14 protein-coding genes and 1 pseudogene are annotated in these 17,657 nt (G+C 62.1%); 13 read left to right on the forward strand and 2 right to left on the reverse strand.

Annotated elements, in window-relative coordinates; genetic code table 11:
* Window positions 1-244 precede the first annotated feature (244 nt).
* The 4 genes from CI15_RS24720 (at window position 245) to CI15_RS24735 (ending at window position 6,941) form a co-directional block, all read left to right on the forward strand.
* Entirely contained in the window at window positions 245-1,162 is a 918-nt protein-coding gene (locus tag CI15_RS24720; RefSeq protein ID WP_062132566.1) for a LysR family transcriptional regulator, read from the forward strand.
* A gap of 622 nt (window positions 1,163-1,784) precedes the next feature.
* A complete protein-coding gene (locus CI15_RS24725; protein ID WP_161950060.1) occupies window positions 1,785-3,503 on the forward strand; it encodes a LuxR C-terminal-related transcriptional regulator in 1,719 nt (572 codons plus the stop codon).
* Between the two features lie 139 nt (window positions 3,504-3,642).
* The gene (locus tag CI15_RS24730) at window positions 3,643-6,228 is read left to right on the forward strand and encodes an autotransporter outer membrane beta-barrel domain-containing protein (RefSeq protein ID WP_062132572.1); all 2,586 of its coding nucleotides are present in this window, start codon (window positions 3,643-3,645) and stop codon (window positions 6,226-6,228) included.
* A gap of 2 nt (window positions 6,229-6,230) precedes the next feature.
* Complete coding sequence (locus CI15_RS24735; protein ID WP_062132575.1) at window positions 6,231-6,941, forward strand: HD-GYP domain-containing protein; 711 nt, start codon at window positions 6,231-6,233, stop codon at window positions 6,939-6,941.
* A gap of 241 nt (window positions 6,942-7,182) precedes the next feature.
* On the opposite strand, the gene CI15_RS24740 is transcribed toward CI15_RS24735, so the two are convergent.
* On the reverse strand, window positions 7,183-8,214 hold the full coding sequence (locus CI15_RS24740) for an NAD(P)H-quinone oxidoreductase (protein WP_062132578.1): 1,032 nt from the start codon (window positions 8,212-8,214) through the stop codon (window positions 7,183-7,185).
* A gap of 151 nt (window positions 8,215-8,365) precedes the next feature.
* Here CI15_RS24740 and CI15_RS24745 point away from each other — a divergent pair, with 151 nt between their 5' ends.
* The 8 genes and pseudogenes from CI15_RS24745 (at window position 8,366) to CI15_RS24780 (ending at window position 15,708) form a co-directional block, all read left to right on the forward strand.
* A complete protein-coding gene (locus CI15_RS24745) occupies window positions 8,366-9,265 on the forward strand; it encodes a LysR family transcriptional regulator (protein WP_062132581.1) in 900 nt (299 codons plus the stop codon).
* A gap of 164 nt (window positions 9,266-9,429) precedes the next feature.
* Window positions 9,430-10,104 (forward strand): histidine phosphatase family protein, encoded by a 675-nt coding sequence (locus CI15_RS24750; RefSeq protein WP_062132584.1) that lies wholly within the window; start codon window positions 9,430-9,432, stop codon window positions 10,102-10,104.
* A 58-nt stretch (window positions 10,105-10,162) separates the two neighbouring features.
* Window positions 10,163-11,191 carry a phosphotransferase gene (locus CI15_RS24755; protein WP_062132587.1) on the forward strand — a complete coding sequence of 343 codons (1,029 nt, stop codon included), beginning with the start codon at window positions 10,163-10,165 and terminating at the stop codon, window positions 11,189-11,191.
* 82 nt (window positions 11,192-11,273) lie between these two features.
* Window positions 11,274-12,038 carry an SDR family oxidoreductase gene (locus CI15_RS24760; RefSeq protein ID WP_062132590.1) on the forward strand — a complete coding sequence of 255 codons (765 nt, stop codon included), beginning with the start codon at window positions 11,274-11,276 and terminating at the stop codon, window positions 12,036-12,038.
* 24 nt (window positions 12,039-12,062) lie between these two features.
* The gene (locus tag CI15_RS24765; RefSeq protein ID WP_062132593.1) at window positions 12,063-13,313 is read left to right on the forward strand and encodes an acyl-CoA dehydrogenase family protein; all 1,251 of its coding nucleotides are present in this window, start codon (window positions 12,063-12,065) and stop codon (window positions 13,311-13,313) included.
* A 74-nt stretch (window positions 13,314-13,387) separates the two neighbouring features.
* Window positions 13,388-14,332 carry a LysR family transcriptional regulator gene (locus CI15_RS24770; protein ID WP_062132597.1) on the forward strand — a complete coding sequence of 315 codons (945 nt, stop codon included), beginning with the start codon at window positions 13,388-13,390 and terminating at the stop codon, window positions 14,330-14,332.
* Window positions 14,333-14,338: 6 nt separating this feature from the next.
* Window positions 14,339-14,587, forward strand: a pseudogene (locus tag CI15_RS24775) (sigma factor-like helix-turn-helix DNA-binding protein); the annotation flags it as partial.
* 653 nt (window positions 14,588-15,240) lie between these two features.
* Window positions 15,241-15,708, forward strand: coding sequence for an HU family DNA-binding protein (locus CI15_RS24780; RefSeq protein WP_062132603.1), 468 nt, complete (start codon window positions 15,241-15,243; stop codon window positions 15,706-15,708).
* 128 nt (window positions 15,709-15,836) lie between these two features.
* On the opposite strand, the gene CI15_RS24785 is transcribed toward CI15_RS24780, so the two are convergent.
* Window positions 15,837-16,754 carry an AraC family transcriptional regulator gene (locus tag CI15_RS24785; RefSeq protein WP_062132605.1) on the reverse strand — a complete coding sequence of 306 codons (918 nt, stop codon included), beginning with the start codon at window positions 16,752-16,754 and terminating at the stop codon, window positions 15,837-15,839.
* 99 nt (window positions 16,755-16,853) lie between these two features.
* On the opposite strand from CI15_RS24785, the gene CI15_RS24790 reads away from it, so the two are divergent.
* Window positions 16,854-17,603, forward strand: a complete 750-nt coding sequence (locus tag CI15_RS24790) for an SDR family oxidoreductase (protein ID WP_062132608.1) — start codon at window positions 16,854-16,856, stop codon at window positions 17,601-17,603.
* Window positions 17,604-17,657 lie beyond the last annotated feature (54 nt).

Here is a 17,657-nt window from a genome sequence, read left to right on the forward strand (position 1 = left end):
GCGCATCTGAAAACGTGCGAGCGGAGCGCACTCCGACAACGCTGCGATGGAATGCCGTGGCAGAACACGATGCTAAGCTTGGAATCTATAGACATTGCCCTCTCCTTCCAGGATTCGACCGGTTTGACTGCGGTGCTTACGTCGATGCATAGACGGAAGCTACTGCAAAGATAGGCGTCCCTTTTCCTGAGGACAAAGGCTTTGTAAGACTTTACCTATGCCTTCAAGGCATATCGGAGATCCAATGGAACTTCGACATTTGCGATATTTCGTTGCCGTTGCGGAGGAAGGCAGCCTATTGACGGCCGCTCAGCGGAGACTGCACACGTCGCAGCCGTCGTTGAGCCGGCAGATTCGCGACCTGGAATCCGAAGTCGGTGTGAAGTTGCTGGAGCGCCAGGCACGTGGCGTGGCGCTCACCGCCGCTGGGAGAGTTTTCCTTGATCACGCGCGCCTGGCGCTGTTGCAAGTTGAAGCGGCTACTGACGGCGCGCGGCGGGCGGAACAGCCGGAAAAGCCTGTCTTGTCCATGGGTTTCCTTGCCGGGCAGGAAGTTGTGTGGCTACCCCATGCGCTGCGCATCCTGCGGGAGGAGGCGCCCGAGGCCGAAATAACGCTGTGCAGTCAGTCCTCCCCAGAACTTGCTCTCGGGCTGATGCGAGGGAAACTGGACGTTGCCTTTCTTCGCCCGGAGACGCAAACCTCTGGCCTGTCCTTCAAGTTCCTGGCAAAGGAGCCTCTGATCGCCGTGCTGCCGGCGGATCATCGCCTGACGTCACGCAAAAAGATTCGGCCGCAGGATCTTGCTCGCGAAATTTACGTCAGTTCAGCGAGGACGTCTCCGGTATTGAAATCCGTGATTGAGGATTACGCATCGAAAGTCGGGATCACGCTCAGGGCGGAGTATGAAGGCGAGAATCTGCCGTCGGCAATGTCACTCGTCACGTCCACGGGTGGCGTTACGCTTATCCCCCTGTATGCGCAAAATATGCTGACACCGAATGTTGTTGCCCGGGCGCTTGACGACGTGCCTCCGACAATTGATCTCGTCCTGGGATACAACAACGCAAATACGACTCCATTGCTCCTTCGGCTTTTATCTCGTGCCGACGAGTTGGTCGCAAACGTTCAAGATCAGAGCATCATCCGATATGCCGTCTAGGTAATGGGCGCGCGCCCCGTTGCCCCGGCGATTTTGTGCTGGGAAGGGCCGTCCTGGAAGCATCCGTTCGTGGCCGGATATCGATCTGCGCCAATCGCGAAGCACCGGCAGGCGCCGACCGTGAGTAGGCCGTGGTCACATCGAACGCGGCATCCCGCGCGGGATATTCTATTTCGACAGGACGACATGCGTCGCGTGGGGCACGGCGACGTGCTCGGTGCACTTAAAGCCCGGCGCCGTCCGATTGACGCGTGACAGCAAGGCCTCGCCTTACTCTAACAATGTGAGAGACAGAGATCGAATGGCCGCTTTGCCGGACTGCGCCGCCGTCTGAATGTCAGAGTGGCACAAAACGCGAGTGACCCTTCATGGCCGACTTCGGCCCGATTCGGTCGGCTCTGACCGACTCACTGCCGCCGGTCGCACTGTCAGGGGTTCAAGGGCAGCTAACGGAGTGATCCGGTCATCCCAGCCGACTTCTCAGGGGACAGCAGTTCGGCAAAAGCCGACGCTCTCGCTTGGGGGAACGCCGCGGCGGCCGTCCGCAGGTCCAGTACAATCGCCCCACTGCGTTCAGCTAGTCTCTGAGCCCCAATCTGAGGCGGACCGTTGGAGGATTGCGATGGCGCGCATGGTGGTGGCGAGCGTTGAACCCCTAGCGAGGATGGCGCTAGGCCGGTGGCTCGTCGATGCCGGGCATGAAGTCGTCGGTGAAGCCGAGGACGGCTACAGGGCATATCAGCTTGCGCGCGGGGTCGCCGCCGACGTCATGCTGCTCGACCTCGATCTACCCCGGCTCAGCGGCCTGGAGGTGCTCAAGCGGATCCGCACGCGAAAACTGCCGGTCAAGGTTATCATCCTGGGCGCCAGCGCCGCGGAAGCGCTCGTGCAACGCTGCATGGACGCCGACGCGGATGCCCTCGTACCTCGGAATCAGGACCCGGCCATACTGCACCGCGCAATCGCAGACGCATTGGCGGGCCGGCGTTATTTTCCGCTGCCCGACTCCGCCACTCTCGACGCCCCGACCAGCGGGTCACCGTTTGCGCTGCTCTCGGACCGGGAGCTAACCATCCTCAAATACCTCGCGCGCGGCATGCCGAACAACGCGATTGCGCGTGAACTGTCGATCAGCGAAAAAACCGTGAGCGCGCATCGCAGCCATCTGCGGCGCAAGTTGCATGCACATTCGCTGGTGGACCTTCTTGAGATTGCCAGACAGCACGGGCTGATGGAAAGCGTTGCGCCGGCAAGTGTGAAGCCGTCGCCAGAAATCGATCTTTCGACGGCCGACATCGATGCCATGCACGCCATGCTCGACGGCGCGCCGCTACCGCTGCATATCCGCGACCTCGAAGGACGGTTGATCGCCTGCAACGCGGCGTTTCTGGAACTGCACGGCACGACACTAGACGCGGTCGTCGGCAAACGCATGACGGACGTGGACTGGTTTCCTCCTCATATCGCGCAGTCGTTGCATGCGCGCTATATGAACCGGCTGGCCTCCGGCAGCGCCATGCAGGCGGATGTCGAGATCACGCGCCATGGCCAGCGGGTCATTCTGCATACATGGGCCCATCCGTTCCGGAATGCACAGGGCGAACTGCTCGGCGTGGCGTGCGGGTCGGTCGACGTAACCGGCCGCTCCGATATGGCCCGTGCGCTTTGGCTCCAGCGCGAGGAAGCGGCATCGGCGAGCCGGCGCAAGAGCGAGCTTTTCCTTGAGATCTGCGCCCAGATGCGTCCTGCCGTGGGCGTCCTATCCGACATGCTGGCCGAATTGCGTGAGGGGGGCTCGCCCACTGGGTCGAACGACCGCATCGGCGCTGCGGCGCAGGTGATCGATCGGCTGAGTGGATTGATCGACGGTATCGAAGACATGATGCGGCTCGAAGAAGGCGAACTGAGTCTGTCGCCGCGGCCGACAAACGTGGGTGCCCTGATCGACGATACAGTGAGATCACTTGCTGAGTACGCGTCCCATCTCGGCGTCGCCTTGCGGTCGCGGACGGATCTGCCTGAGGAGGACATCATGGTGGACCCCGTGCATGTCGGACGTCTGCTGCGCGCGCTGCTGCGTCAGTGCGTCGTCGGCCATCCTGGGGGCGAGGTTGCGATGTCCGCCATGACGGTCACGCGCAGTGACGGCCAGCGTGATATTGCCGTCCAGTTCGACGCCACACACGGCGACAAACGCGTAGACCCTCTCGCAGCCCCGGCAATCGAACTCAATCTGTCTTTATGCCGCGCAGCCGTCGAACTGCTCAAAGGCTCCATGCAGCATCGCGCGCCAAGCGCCTTATCCACATCGATCACGCTGCGGATACCCGTCCACAAATAGACGTTTCCAGGCGGTCCAAGTGGGCCGCAGTATTTTCCTATGCTAGCCGCAGTGTTCGCCTATAGAACGCTGCCCCTCGCACTCCTATTGTGAATTCGCCGGCCCTTGCGGCCCAGTCAATTCAGCTCAGGAGTGCATCATGACCGCCCGCTTCAACCTTCGCCCTCTCACCTTCTGCATCCTGGCCAGTCTTGGCGCCGTCACTTTGCCGGCGCTTGCGCAAACGGATGCGAGTTATGTCGCTCATCCCATCAGCACGAACGTGTCCGACTGGTCATCCGACAGACAGGCACCGTATGGAAACCTGATCAATCTCGGTCAATACGAGGGCCGCGGCAACGTGCTCAGCTTCGGCATCGACCCGCCCGCGTCAGTGCATTCGTTCTACAACTGGCAAGGCTACAACACGAGTACGCATGCGGCCGCCGGCAACAGCTTCATCGGCGGCGACCTGTGGGTCAATCCGGCGTGGCAGGCGGGCAGCAGCACGGACTATGTCCGCACGGGCATGTGGGGTGCCGCCATGCCTTCGGATACCGTGGCCAGCGGCAAATACGTGGACAGCAAAACGTCCATGCCGATCATGAGTTTCACCAACAAGGATGGTGTCGGACGACTCGAGGTATGGGACACCACGGTCAATCCCGACAGCGGCTGGGTCGATCTGCCCGAGACGGCTGGACTGATCCACTACGGGTCATGGAATTCAATCGACATGCGACTGCTTCCCGGTGAGGGCAAGATCGAGTATTACCTCAACGGTTCGCTGGTCTACACATGGGCCAACCCCTCCGGCGACGACGGCAGCCTGCCGCAGCAGTTCTGGAAGATGTATCTGCAGGGACGCAACAACGGCGTGACTTCGTTTCAGACCTACTGGGCGGATCTCGCTTCTGGTGAGCTGATCCAGAGCGGCCAGACGATCGGCAGCACGGCTGGCAACGTGGTTGCCGTGTCCAGCGCCAGCACGCCGCGCACACCCACGCTGGTGGCGGCGGGCGCGCAGATTGGTGGCTCGCTGTCCGCGAAAGGAACGGCCGATAATCCCGCCGTTGTTGCCTTCCAGGGCGACACGACGATCGGGCAAGCGGTCGGCGGATCGAACGCAGTGCTGGGCTTTAGCGCCGATCCGTCCCACACGACGCAGATTGGCGGAGACGTATCGCTTGTTCAGTCGACCACAACGGGCGGTTCGGTCGCCAACCCTATCAAGGTCGGCGGCAACGTCAGCGCGGATGCGCATTCGGACATGGGCGGCAACTGGCGCATCGCCGGCGATCTTGTCAGCAGTGGCAATCTGAGTCCCGGCAATTCGATCGGCGTGATCGGCGTAGGTCGCAATTTGACGCTGTCGCCGAGTTCCATGTATGGCGTCGAGGTCACGGCGGCGGACGGGTCCGACCGCGTGGCCGTCGGCGGCGTGGCGACACTGGCAGGCGGCGTGCGCGTCAGCGCAACCGATGCCTACAAGCTTGGCCACCCCTATCTGATCATGACGGCTTCCGGCGGATTCGGCGGCACGATGTTCGACGCGTCGCAGGTAACGTGGGATCACCCAGACTATCTGTTCCTCGCACCGCGCCTGAGCTATGGACTGAACGACGTGAACCTGATCATCGACCGCAACGGCACCTCATACGCGGCTGCCGCGCAGACGGCCAATCAGGCGGTGACCGCACGGGCGCTCGACACGCTGACATTCGGCAACGCGGCGTACGAATCGGTGGCTCGCGCCACCAGCGCGGCGAGCGCCGCGCAGGCGTTCGACCAGCTCTCCGGCGAGGGCTACGCAACCGCCAGAACCGCGATGATCGAAGACAGCCGCTTCGTGCGCGACGCGATGAACCAGCGTTTGCGCGACAAGGCCGCCCGTTCCGGCAACGCGACACCTGCCGCCGCCACGCCCGTCGAGGTCTGGACACAAGCTTTTGGCGACTGGGGCAGCATGAGCGGCGGCAACGGCGCCGCGGCGGTGGACACGTCGGTGAGCGGCGTCTTCATCGGTGCCGATGGCACGATCCGCGATGCCGTCACGATCGGCGCCATGGGCGGTTACAGCCATTCGACGCTCGATCTGAACACCCGCGCGTCCAGCGCGAATAGCGACAACTACCATGTCGGTATGTATGCAGGAACGGATCTGGGCAAGCTCGGCATTCGCGGCGGCGCGGCTTATACGTGGCATCAACTTGCAATGGACCGTTCCGTCGTCCTTCCCGGCTATGCCGACACGCTCCGTGGCAATTACGGCGGTGCTACCGCGCAGGTCTTTGGCGATGTTGGCTACAAACTTGGCGCCGGGCCCGTCGTAATCGAGCCATTTGCCAACGCGGCGCTCGTGAACCTGCACACCGATGCGTTCCGTGAACGCGGAGGCGCCGGGGCGCTGTCTGGTCAGTCCAGCAGCAGCAACACGGCGTTCTCGACGCTAGGCCTGCGTGGCGCATCGGACTTCGCGCTCGGCCCGACCATGTTGACCACCACGGGCACGCTGGGCTGGCGTCATGCGTACGGGACGCTCGTACCCGCGCAAACGATGGTGTTCGCAGGCAGCGCGCCGTACAGCGTCACGGGCGTCCCGATCGCACGTAACGCGGCCGTCGTCGAGGCAAACATCGACGCAATCGTCGGGAAGAATGCCAGGGTCGGCGTCGGGTATAGCGGACAGATCGGCGGGGGTAACCAAAGCCATGGCGTCAAGGCGCGCTTCCTCTACCGGTTCTGATCATGGAAACCGTCAGCGAACTCAGATCGGCGCACAAGGCTCTGCGGGCTGCAGTGCTTGAAATCGCAAACACACGGGCGGCTTGCCTGAACGAGCTGCCTGCCCGGCGGCGCGCAGCCGCGATTGAAATGTTCGAGCACGGACTCCGATGCGGACTTTGCATGCATGTCTTTGCGAAAGCAGTACGCGACTGTACCGGCTTACCCATCGAAGTGAACGACCTCGCCTTTGCGGCCGTCTACCATGACATCGGAAAACTATGCGTCCCTGCCGAACTGCTACTTGCACCCCGCCCATTGACCCCAGACGAGCGAACCATCGTTCAGTCCCATGTCACCTGGGGTTGCGTGCTGGCGCGTCGAGCCTTACGGGTCATGCGCATACCCGACCCTGCATTGCGGTGCGCACTTGAAGTGGCCGCGCTCCATCACGAACGATGGGACGGCCACGGATACGCTCATGCGCTGGTCGGCCAATCGATTCCGCTGGCAGCACGCATGATGGCGATAGTGGACTGCTACGACGTTATCGTCAGTCCCAGGCCGTACAAATCTGCCGGCAGCCACGGTCACGCCTGCGGCATCATAGAAGCCGACGCGGACAGTGCCTTTGACCCCGCACTCGTGAAGACCTTCCTTTCGATTGAACACGAGGTGGAACTCACGAATTCGGCATGGTGGCGTTCCCCAAGCGTGGTCCGTGGCAAATGTTGAAGTATGTTAACTCTGCCAGCCGTGTGCAGAGGCGCTCGGCGACGGGCATCCAGCAGGCTTCGAGGGAGACCGGCCATTGGAATGACGGCAGTCAGTGTTGCGCGAACGGCAACTATTGGCCGAACTGAGCCCGACGATCCGACATCGCAAGTCCGGCCAAATCCACCTTTCTACAGCTGAGCCGGAGAACCTGCCAACACGAGGCTTGCCGCCCTCGCGGCAAGCCCGCCTCCAGTTGCCTTCACCCAACCAACTCGGCGCCCGTCGTCAGGACGATCTTGCCAAAGTGCGTACCAGAATCGATCAGCTCGTGAGCCCCGCGAGCATCGGCGAGCGCAAAAGTCTTGTAGACGACCGGCTTGATCTTCCCGCTCTCGATGTGCGGCCAGACCTGCCGCTCCAATTCATCGATGATCGTCGCCTTGTCCGCGGCTGTGCGCGATCGCAATGTCGAGCCCATATGCGTCAGACGTTTCATCAACATCGGAGCGAGATTGAGATCCTTCGCCGATCCCTTGATCACGCCCACCTGGAGGATTCGTCCGTCCATCGCCGCGGCGTCATAGTTTCTGGCCACGTAGTCGCCAGCAATGATGTCGAGAATCACGTCGACGCCTTTTCCATCGGTAGAGCGCTTCGTTTCGGCGACGAAATCTTCCTCGCGGTAGTCGATCGCGAGATCCGCGCCTAGCGCGAGGCTGGCCTCCCGGTGCGCCTGCGAGCCAACCGTCGTGATGATCTTCGCGGCGCCGAATGCCTTCGCCAGCATGGTCGCCGTGGTGCCGATACCTGACGCGCCGCCATGGATCAACACCGATGCGCCGGCAACCAGCTTGCCGCGCTGAAACAGGTTCAGCCATACCGTCATGAACGTTTCGGGCATCGCCCCCGCTTCCACCAACGTCAGGCCTTTGGGGATATGCATCGTGTTGGAGGCATGCGCGACTGCGTACTCTGCGTAACCGCCGCCGGGAATCAATGCGCACACCAGCTCGCCGATCCGGAACCCGGAAACGTCGGAGCCGACCGCAACCACCTGACCCGCCACTTCGAGCCCAGGAATGTCCGAAGCGCCGGGGGGCGGATCATACAGTCCTTTGCGCTGGAAAACATCGGGGCCGTTCACGGCAGCCGCGTGGACGCGAATCAGAACCTGTTCGGCGGCCGGCATCGGCACCGGGCGCGTAGTCGGCACCAGCACCTCGGGACCGCCGGGCTGTTTGATCTCAATGGCCGTCATCGACGACGGCACGCGATAAGTTGAAGCAGACATGGATACCACTCCTTCGATTGCTGAGGCTCGATTGATCCGGACGGATCACTGAACGAGGAACTCTTGCAGGCAGTTTAGGCCTCGACATCGATGAATGCGTGCAGCATTATTCGCGTTTATGGCTGCAAATTTGCATCAGGAGGGTGGCACGATGAACTGGGATGACGCGCGAGTCTTTCTCGCGGTGGAGCGTGAAAAAACGCTCCGTGGAGCGGCCCGGACGCTCAATCTCGATCAGGCGACGGTCGGCAGACGGATTGCAGCACTGGAGCACGCGCTGCGCGCAACGCTGTTTCTACGCACCTCGGAGGGTTACGCGTTGACCGCCGCCGGCGAAGCCGCGCTGAAATCAGCGGAGAAAATGGAACACTCCGCGCACGAACTCGTCAGACGCACTCAAGGTGCGGATACACGGCTCGCGGGGGATGTGAGAGTCACCAGCACCGATTCGATCGCGCTCGAATTCCTGCTTCCCGCCATCGAACGCCTGCATGCCGCGCATCCCGAAGTGCGCGTCCTGCTGGACACATCGACGCGCATGCTCAATCTGGCAAAGCGTGAAGCGGATATCGCGGTCCGCTCAGTCAGGCCGGAGAATCCCGATCTGGTCGCGCGGCGCCTGGTGCGCTGGCCGATGGGACTGTTTGCATCGAATGCCTATCTCGAACAGCACGGCAAGCCTACCGCTGGCTCGGCATTCGCGGGCCACGATCTGGTCGTCTATCAGGGAAACTGGACGAGTAGCCGGGCACCTACGCTTGGCGGCGAGCCGATCCACGCGGGGCGCATCGTATCGACCTTCAATTCCAGCCTCATGCTGCGAACCGCGGTAAGAGCCGGCATCGGCATCGGTCAGCTTCCGATCCATCTGGCTGAACACGACGGCCTCGTGCAGATATGGCCGGAACCCGCACGCGGGGCGGTCTACGAAATCTGGCTCGTCACGCATCAAGACCTTCGGCATACCGCGCGTGTCTCAGCAATGATCGAGGCTATCGTCGCCGCATTCGAAGGTCACTCGACCTACGAGAAAAAATCACGCACGACTTAGCTATGGATGCCGCCTCGCGCGGCGCCCGCTCGCAGTGAAAGCGCCGGAATCAACGGCCCATCGACGCCATCACAAACGTGAATGCCGGCGCATTAATTAAATAAACTTCATCAATACCCGAGGCATCGCTATGCTGGCCCTACGTTTTCACCGGGAAGCTTGCGATGGCAGAACTCTATCTTGTGCGACATGGGCAGGCGTCGCTTGGCTCCGATAACTACGACCGGCTATCGGAAAAGGGCGAGCAGCAATCCATCTGGCTCGCCGAGCATTTCGCACGAAACGGCCTGCGTTTCGATCGCGTCGTAACAGGCACGCTGCAGCGCCATGCGCAAACGCTCGATGCGATCCGCCGCGCGCTGCCTGACGTCCCCGTCGAATGCGAAATTCTTCCCGGCCTGGACGAGTACGACTTCCATGCGCTCTTTCGTGCGCTGGACGCTGAACATCGCAACCTCGCCGAATCCGTGACGAGCGATCCGCGCGAGTTCTTCAAGGCCCTGCGCCAAGTCCTGCAACTGTGGGCCGAAGGCGAGCTCGACGAACGTGTGCCCGAAACATGGGGTGCCTTCCAGCAGCGCGTCGCCGCTGTGCGCGTGGCCATCCAGCAGAGCGGCGCGCAGCACGTGCTGGCCGTCACTTCGGGCGGCGTGATCGGCGCGCTGACGCAGCAGGCGTTGCAAGCACCGGCCGCGACAGCGATAGCGCTCAACATGCAGATCCGCAACAGCAGCGTCACCCGTTGCTTCTTCAACCGCGAAACGTTTCAGCTGTCGAGCTTCAACGCCGTCTCGCACCTCGAAGACCCGCAACGCCACGCGTTTCAGACCTACGGTTAAGTCCCGCCCTCGGGTCCCATTAGTCAAATTAGTCAGATTAGTCAGGCCAGCCAACGATATGACCAGCGAATCAACCAGCCCCGCCCTCGACGTAGACAAGCTCGCCCGTTACCTGCAGCAGCACGTCCCCGGTTTTCATGGCCCCGTGCAGGCGACGAAGTTCGCGGGCGGCCAGTCCAACCCGACTTTTTTACTCGACACGCCGAGCGGCCGCTACGTCCTGCGCCGTCAACCGCCCGGGCAGTTGCTCAAGTCCGCCCATGCCGTCGATCGGGAATTCCGCGTGCTGAGCGCGCTCGGCCAGACCCCGGTGCCGGTCGCACGTGCATGGCACCTGTGCGAAGACCGCGAAGTCATCGGCAGCATGTTCTATCTGATGAGCTACGAAGAAGGACGCATCTTCTGGAACCCCGCCCTGCCGGAGGTCGACCGCGACGCGCGACGCGACTACTACGCATCCATTGTCGCGACGCTCGCGGCGCTCCACGACGTCGACGTCGACGCGGCTGGCCTGTCCGACTATGGACGCCCTGGAAATTATTTCCAGCGTCAGATCGAGCTCTGGACGCGCCAATACCGCGCTGCCGAAACGGACCCGATCGGGCCGATGGAAGCGCTGATCGAATGGCTGCCGGCACATTGCCCCGCCGACACGCAGCGCCCCTCGCTCGTGCACGGCGACTTCCGCATCGACAACCTGATGTTCGCCAACGGCGCGCCGCGCGTGCGCGCCGTGCTCGACTGGGAACTGTCGACGCTCGGCAATCCGCTCGCGGATCTCGCGTATTTCTCGATGTGCCTGCGCCTGCCGGCGACGGGCAACATCTCGGGGCTGCGCGACCAGGACCGGTCGACGCTCGGCATTCCCGAGGAGGAGGAAATGGTGGCGCAGTACTGCGAATTGCGCGGCCTGCCTGGTATCGACAACTGGAACTTCTATCTGGCGTTCAGCTTCTTTCGCCTCGCCTCGATTGCCCAAGGGGTGAAGGCTCGCGCCCTGCAGGGCAACGCTTCGAACGCGAGCGCGCTCGAGGTGGGCGGGATGGTCGAGACACTCGCCAGTCTCGCGGTGGAACTGATCGACTGAAGCACCAGACGCACGAGACGCACGAGACGCACGATGCGCACCCTGTGCGCAGTGCCATTCAACTGGAACAAAGGAAACGACATTGAGCACGAACCTCTTTGACCTCACAGGCCGGATCGCCCTCGTGACCGGCGCAAGCCGCGGTATCGGCGAAGCCATCGCCAGGCTGCTCGCCGAACAGGGCGCCCATGTGATCGTGTCGAGCCGCAAGCTCGAAGACTGCGAAACGGTGGCAGCAAGCATCCGCGCGGCCGGCGGCAGCGCCGAGCCCCTCGCCTGCCACGTCGGCCGCATGGAAGACATCGCCGCCACGTTCGCTCATATCCGCGAACAGCATGGTCGCCTCGACATTCTCATCAACAACGCGGCAGCGAATCCGTATTTCGGCCACATCCTGGATACGGACCTCGCCGCCTATGACAAGACCGTCGAGGTCAACATCCGCGGGTATTTCTTCATGTCGGTCGAAGCCGGAAAACTGATGAAGAGCCAGGGCCGCGGCGCCATCGTCAATGTCGCGTCGGTCAACGCGTTGCAGCCCGGCGACATGCAGGGCATCTATTCGATCTCGAAGGCCGCCGTGGCTCACATGACGAAAGCATTCGCCAAGGAATGCGGGCCGTTGGGCATTCGCGTCAACGCATTGCTGCCCGGTTTCACGAAGACGAAGTTCGCCAGTGCGCTATTCGAAAACCCGCAGATCTACGAGCGCCTCATCAACGAAATCCCGCTGCACCGTCATGGCGAACCGAGAGAAATGGCCGGCACAGTGCTTTATCTCGTGTCCGACGCGGCCAGCTACACGAACGGCGAATGCATCGTCGTCGATGGCGGGCTGACGATCTAGTCAACCGCGAACAAGGAAACCATCATGAATTTTGCCAATAGCCCCAAAGTCGAAGACCTGCTGCGCCGGGTGCGCAGCTTCATGGACGAACACATCGTGCCGCGCCAGCGGCAGTGGCTCGAGGAAGTGCACGCGGGCCAATACCCCGTATCGTTCATGGAAGACCTCAAAGCCCGGGCCAAGGCCGAAGGCCTGTGGAATCTGTTCCTGCCGCATCTCAAGGACGGCGAGCCCGGCACCCGCCTCACGAACCTCGAATACGCCCCGCTCGCCGAGGTCATGGGCCGCGTCTCGTGGGCGTCCGAAGTGTTCAACTGCAATGCTCCCGACACCGGCAACATGGAATTGCTGCACATGTTCGCAACGCCCGCGCAGCGCGAAGCCTGGCTCGAACCGTTACTGGAAGGAACAATCCGTTCGGCCTTCGCGATGACCGAGCCCGATGTGTCCTCCTCCGACGCGACGAACATAACCACTTCCATTCGGCGTGATGGCGACGACTACGTGATCAACGGGCGCAAGTGGTTCATCACGAATGCAGCCCATCCGAATTGCAAGCTCTTCATCGTCATGGGCAAGACCGATCCGGATGCGGAAAGCCATCGCCAGCAAAGCATGGTTCTCGTGCCGGCGGGCACGCCCGGCGTGACGATCGTGCGCAACATCACGGTGATGAATCACGTGTCGCCGGAAGGGCATTGCGAAATCACGTTCAAAAACGTCCGGGTGCCGGCGGCGAACCTGCTCGGCGAAGAAGGCAGCGGTTTCGCGCTCGCCCAGGCACGCCTCGGCCCGGGCCGGATTCACCACTGCATGCGCTCCATCGGCGCGGCCGAGCTCGCGCTCGAACTGATGGTCGAGCGCGCCGTGGAACGCAAGTCGTTCGGCAAGTTCCTCCATCAGCACGGCACCGTCGGCGAATGGATTGCGAAATCGCGAATCGAAATCGATCAGGCCCGTCTTTTCGTGCTGAAGGCGGCGTGGTTGCTCGACGAAGTCGGCGCGAAAGCCGCGCGTAAAGAGATTTCAATGATCAAGGCGCTGGTCCCGCAGGTGTATTCGACGGTATGCGACCGGGCGATGCAGGTCTTCGGCGCCATGGGCCTGAGCCCGGACACGCCGCTCGCCGACCACTGGACCTGGGCCCGCGCATTGCGTTACGCGGACGGCCCCGATGAGGTCCATTTGCAAGCCATCGCGCGCATGGAAATCGCCCATGGCAAGGAAAGGCTCGGCTCGACGGCCGCGTACCTGAATATTCCGCCGCGAGACTAATGCGTCGAGAATCCAGCCGAACGTATCTTCACAGCGCCTCTCGCTTATCATGTCTCGCAAATGGAGACTGCGAGATGCGCTTGCCGAAGCTGGATCTGAATCTGTTCGTCGTATTCGAGTCGATCTACGAAAAGCGCAATCTGACTCGCGTGGCGGAGGCGCTGTTCATCACCCAGCCCGCGGTCAGCAATGCGCTTGCGCGTATGCGCAAGGCGTTCGACGATCCCCTCTTCGTGAGCACCCCGTCCGGCATGGTGCCCACGCCGCTCACCGAAAACATCATCGGCCGCGTGCGCGAAGCGTTGCAGCTGCTGGAGGCCAGCGCTTCCGAGGGCGACGTCTTCGTCCCGGCCACCTCCAGGCGCACGTTTCGCCTGAGCATGCCCGATCTGACGGAAGCGATTCTGTTGCCCTTGCTCGGCGAAGTGCTTCAGCAGCAGGCGCCCGGCATGAGCATCGAGAGCTACTTCACGCCGCGCAGCGACGTCTCCTCCGCACTCGCCACGCGCAAGATCGACTTCGCGATCGATGTGCCGCTCATCGACGACCCGCAGCTGCATCAGGCGCCGCTCGGAAGCGACCACTATGCCTGCATGCTGCGGCCCGACCATCCGTTCGAGGGCGATGCACTGACTCTCGACGACTACCTCGCACTCGGCCATATCCAGGTATCGAGCCGCCGCCAGGGCAGCGGCCTCGTGGATGCGGAGCTCAGAAAGCTCGGCCGGGAGAGACGGATACAGATGCGCGTGCAGCACTACATGGTTGCACCGCTCGTGGCCCTGCGCACCGACCTCGCGCTGACTGCCCCCATGCATCTTCTGCAACGCCAGGAAGCGCGCATTCTCGAACTGCCGTTCGAGCTCCCGAAGCTGGAATGGCACCTGTACTGGCATCGCAGCAGTGAACAGGACCAGGCCAGCATCTGGCTCGGCGGGAAGATCGTCGAGATTCTGAGCGGCCTCGCGGCGACGCCCGAGCTGCCAACGCGCAAGCGCCGGGTCGCCAAGGTATCGTGACTGAAGCCCGTGGGCTTTCGCACGGTGTTCGTGCTCAGATCGGTCGAAGAGCTGAGCATCGAAGAAACGGCGCAGAGCCTGGGCATTCCCGAAGCAACGGTGCGCAGCCGTCATTTCAGGGCAAGACAGATGCTGCGCGAGTCGCTGGCGCAAGAAGTCGAGCGGTTGGGTCCGGCGCTATTCGAGTTTGGCGGCACGCATTGCGACCGCGTCGTCGCAGCTGTGCTTACACGGCTGCGACAGACAGCGTGTTGACACTTATTTGATGACCTTGCGCCAAAAGACCAGGTACGCGGCAGTGCAGGATGCAATAAGCAAGAGTCCCCACATCGGGGCCATGCTGATCAGAACGGAGGTGACAGACATAGCGACATCCTAACCAGGGTGATTGATCTTCAGCACACAACTACTTCACCCTTGTATAGCGAGCTGGTAAAGCGTTGTGTTCCGTTTAACGATGCATCGATGCTATCTCCACAGGTGGTGTCATCCCTGTGGTTTCCTGTCGCATCGGCTTTGCGCCAGATCAACGCCGCGATAGATGAATGGTCGCCGGCGCGCACGGCAGGGAAGCCCTTTTCAGCCCGAGACCAGGTCGCGCGACCGAGGCTTATTTATTGAAGCTCGGCAGAAGGGTCGAAAGTATCCAACGACGCGCGGTGCCGTGGCCCAATTCCTTTCTGATCCTGAAAGTTCTCACCATTCGACTCGTCCGCGATGACGGAGAGTAGGTAATGCCCCCCGCTTTTTGCCCGTAGCGCATTCGCCGTGTTGCAAAAATGCCGTTTCAGCTCCTTTTTTAAGGCATTTTCTTTACACGCAGTGAATAAAGCGTCATAGAATGTGCGCGTTTGCTGCACTACATCGCGGCAAGCATTTCCTAAAACGATAGTGAGTCAACGACGACTATGGCTAAGACTGCATCGAAGGCTGAAACGAAACTGGCAAAGACCGCTCCGAAAGCTGCTGCCAAGGCTGCGAAGGCTGAAAAGGCAGCACCGGCTGCCAAGAAAGGCGCAGTGAAGGCTGTCAACGGTACGGCGAAGAAGCTCGTCGCTGGCGCGCCGGTGAAGGAGAAGTTCACCAAGGCGTCGCTCGCCGCACACGTTGCAACGGCGGCAAACGTCGAGCCGAAGGCTGCCAAGGCGGTGCTCGCCGCACTGGAAGACACCATTCTCGGCACAGTCCACAAGAAGGGTGCCGGTGAGTTCACGCTGTCGGGTCTTCTGAAGATCAGCGTTCAACAGGTGCCGGCGAAGAAGCGCCGCTTCGGCAAGGATCCGTTTACCGGCGAAGAGCGCTGGTTCGATGCGAAGCCGGCATCGGTTCGCATCAAGGCGCGCGCACTGAAGAAACTGAAGGATGCAGCGGCGTAAGTAGCGCAATCGGGGCTTGCCGCGTCAAGCGTGGCGGCCCCCAAGACGGGCCTCGCAGCCGGGGCCCGGTGCTTTCGACCACTCGCACATGTCCGCGCGCTACGGACATGTGCGAGTCGTTGCCATTGTCATCTGCGACTTCCACTCATATCCGCATCCTGGGCATACTGCGTCGGCGGCAGACCGACGTGACGCGTGAACGCGACGCTGAACGCGCTTGCCGAGCTATAGCCCACGCGCGCCGCGATCGTCGCGACGCCCCCTTCGTTCCGGCGCAGCAGGTTCTTGGCGATGGCCATGCGCCACGACAACAGATACTCCATCGGCGCAACGCCGACCGCGCGACTGAATCGATCGAAGAAAGAGGAGCGTGAAAGCGCGGCGGCTTTCGCGAGCTGCGCAATCGTCCACGGTTTTTCCGGGCTTTCGTGCATCTGCCGAATGGCGAGCGCGAGACGGGCATCGGCGAGGCCACGGACGAGCCCGGGCGATGCACCCGTTTGCGTCGATCGCAACGCTTCGATGAAAAGCACTTCGAGCAGGCGCGCCAGCACGACCTCGCGCGCGGGCCGCTGCGCGCGCGATTCGTCGCGCACCAGCTTGACGAGCGTCGCCAGCCTGCTATCGCCGCGTACGAGCACGAGTTCGGGCAGAAGCGAGACGAGCAAGGCCGCATCCGGCGAGCCAAATGCGCAGAGGCCCGCGAGCCACTGCGTTTCCGGCTCGAGCGATGTATCGCCGAAACGAAAACTGCCGTCGGGCAGCGCCGCGGGCGCGATATCGGCGACGTCGTCAGCGTCGGGCGGATCGATGCTCGTCATCGCGAAGCTGAAAACCTGGGGCACGAGCATGAAGTCATCGGCCTGAAGAATGTACGGCTCGCAACCATTCACGGATAGTCGAAGCGATCCTTCGAGCACCACGCAATAGAACGGCTGACCGACCTCCGTGCGGCTCGCGCGCCAGCGCCCCGCGCCGCTGAGCACTTTCGAGAACGTGGGTGTCGGCTGGAGCAAGGTGACGACTTCGGCCAGCGGGTCGATCATGATCGGACGATCTCGAATGAAACGTGGACTTTCGATTGTAGCGAATCCGGCCGGTCACGACGTATCGTGGAAGGACTGTCACCGACCACAGGAGTCGACATGAAGACCGTATTGATTACCGGCTGTTCGTCTGGATTTGGCCTCGAAATCGCGCGCTATTTTCTGGATCGCGAGTGGCGCGTAATCGCCACGATGCGCACGCCGCGCGAAGATGTTTTGCCGCGCTCCGAGCGTCTTTCGATCCTCCCGCTCGATGTGAAAGACCCGCACAGCATTCGCGCCGCCATCGATGCCGCCGGTCCCATCGACGTGCTCGTCAACAACGCGGGCATCGGCTTTCTGAACGCCCTCGAAGGTACGCCGATGGACACCGCGCGCGATATCTTCGAGACCAATACGCTGGGCACCATCGCAATGACACAGGCTGTGTTGCCGCAATTGCGCGAGCGCCGGGAAGGCGTGATCGTCAACGTCACGTCGACCGTCACGTGCAGACCGCTGCATTTGCTGTCGGTCTATACCGCGAGCAAGGCCGCGGTCAACGCGTTCAGCGAATCGCTCGCGCTAGAGCTGGAGCAGTTCAATGTGCGCGTGCGTGTCGTGCTGCCCGGACGCGCGCCTTCCACGCGCTTCGGCGAGAACGCGCAGGCCCGCATGCAAAACGGCTTTCCCGAGCCGTACAGCGCACTCGTTCAGCAGATCTTCGCGAACTGGGAGAAACAGACGTCCGTCACGCACGCGGAGGATGTCGCGCAAGCGGTTTGGCTCGCCGCCACCGATTCATCGAGCCCGTTCACCATCCCCGCCGGTGAAGACGCTGTCGAGTGGTACAACGCGCGCGCTAAATAGCGCCGGGAAGCTTTGGAGCAATCGGGAAGAGTGGATTAAACGATGCAGTGAGAT

It is taken from the genome of Paraburkholderia monticola, assembly GCF_001580545.1.
Taxonomy (GTDB): Bacteria; Pseudomonadota; Gammaproteobacteria; order Burkholderiales; family Burkholderiaceae; genus Paraburkholderia; species Paraburkholderia monticola.